The organism is Rhodococcus sp. T9N (assembly GCF_024436645.1).
In the GTDB taxonomy this organism is placed as follows: domain Bacteria; phylum Actinomycetota; class Actinomycetes; order Mycobacteriales; family Mycobacteriaceae; genus Rhodococcus_F; species Rhodococcus_F qingshengii.
The window spans coordinates 1-1,748 of the sequence record NZ_JAMSKS010000058.1 but is presented as its reverse complement, the minus strand read 5'-3'; the positions used below and the strand labels follow the sequence as shown (position 1 = coordinate 1,748).

General features: G+C 59.6%; 1 protein-coding gene. It reads right to left on the bottom strand.

The features are described from left to right. Positions 1-38: 38 nt before the first annotated feature. Positions 39-1,565: an ISL3 family transposase gene (locus M1L53_RS32970; protein ID WP_261949503.1), complete on the bottom strand. Its 1,527-nt coding sequence runs from the start codon at positions 1,563-1,565 to the stop codon at positions 39-41. Positions 1,566-1,748 lie beyond the last annotated feature (183 nt).

The window sequence follows — 1,748 nt, the reverse complement described above, 5'->3', positions numbered from 1 at the left end:
TGGTTCTGGCCCACTTTCCGTGATCGATTTTGAAAGTATCAGTCACTGAGGAGTATTCGTTTGCGGAGCAAGTCGAATCCAGCACGGCCGTACATTTGCCGTTTCAGCATCTTGATCCGGTTTACGTGCCCTTCGACAGCGCCGGAACTGTAGGGCAGGGTCAACCCGTTTCGGACGGCTGCGTGGTCGCTGTCTAGTCCTCGAACGAAGCGATGCAAGTGCGGAAGATCATCTGCCGCGACGGCAGCCATCCACGAGTTCAATTGTTTCCCAAGGCGTTCGGTGAGCATCTCCGCGAACGAAGTGACATGTCCCGCAGTTGCTTCGATGTGTGGGCAGCTGGCGAAGATCTGTTTGAGTCCGATCTGCTCGTCGGCAGTGAGGTTATCGGGGTGTCGTAACATCCAGGAGGTGATCTGCCGGACCTTCGGGACCTGTTTTCTGGCCGGCGCAGCGCCGATGGTGCGCAGCGGTCTCAAGTAGTCGCGGACTGAGCTGTAGCTGCCGCGATATCCCAATGTTCGAAGTTCTTCGTAAAGTGCAGCAGCGGAGGTGTGCCCGTCGTTGAACCGTTCGTGCAGGTGGACGGCAAACTCGTCCAGCATAGTGGGCCGGCCCGCCCGTGGTGCTCCCAGCAACTCGTCAACACTGCTCGCGTAGTAGAAGCGGCGCACTGTTTCCCTTGCCAACCCAAGTTGCCGTGCGATCGTTCTGATTCCTATGCCTTCGTTCTTTAGATTTGTGACCGCCTCGAAGCGATTCTTCGTGCGAACGGCGAGTATCGAACTCTCCTGACGGGTGGCGTGTACCTGTTCGGCGGCCATCCTCAGTTGCTCCGACGCGGTGCGATCGATCGAAGGTTCAGGCTCTAACTCGGGCTCCTTTTTCAGGCAATGGTGATGGGCTGCAACGGTTTTCTCAACAGCTTCAGCGAGGTTGTGCCATAGATGCCAGCGGTCGGCGACTTCGATCGCCTCAGGCGCCCCAGCACGGGTTGCTTCGGCATACGCGCCCGCACGGTCACGGCAGATCACCTGCGTTCCCGGATGCGCGATGAGCCACTCGGCGACGGTGCCGGCTTTCCGGTCGGTGAGAACATCGACCGGGCGGTGCGTGTCCATGTTGATCAGAACAGTCCCGTACCGATGTCGCCTTCGCAGCGCGAAGTCATCGATACCGAGCACCGTCACCACACCGGTTGGAGGGTCGGGCAACGCTCGGACCAGCCGCAACAAGGTAGAGCGTCCGACGGAAACTCCCAGCGTAGACGCCAACCTCGATCCTGCCCGTCCGGCCAACGCCAGCGCGATCTTCTCGAGAATTTCGCGCAGCAGCGGAGTGGTCCGTGCGTAAGCCTTGGTCAGTCCGTCTATCTGCTCGACAAATGTGCGCCGGTCACAGCCGCTGTTCGAGCACAGAAACCGACGCACCCGCAAGACGACGTAACTCGATCGGCCGGCTATAGCCGTATCAGCGAGCGTTCGTTCGTACCGACTGTGGACCTGTTTCGACGAAACACCACACGTCGGACAGCTCGCCGAAGTCGACAACGGCGACGCACGAATCCGGACTCCACCTGCGGTCGCATCGACCGAATCGATATCGACACCCGCCAGATGCGGAAGAAGGACACGCAGGTCACAACAGTTCTCAGAACACTAGAACGATCATCTCCCGCACGGTCCACCTCCTACCGGAACAACACGCGGCGCGAAGGTGGAGCCGTCACGGAAATTGGGCCAGAACCT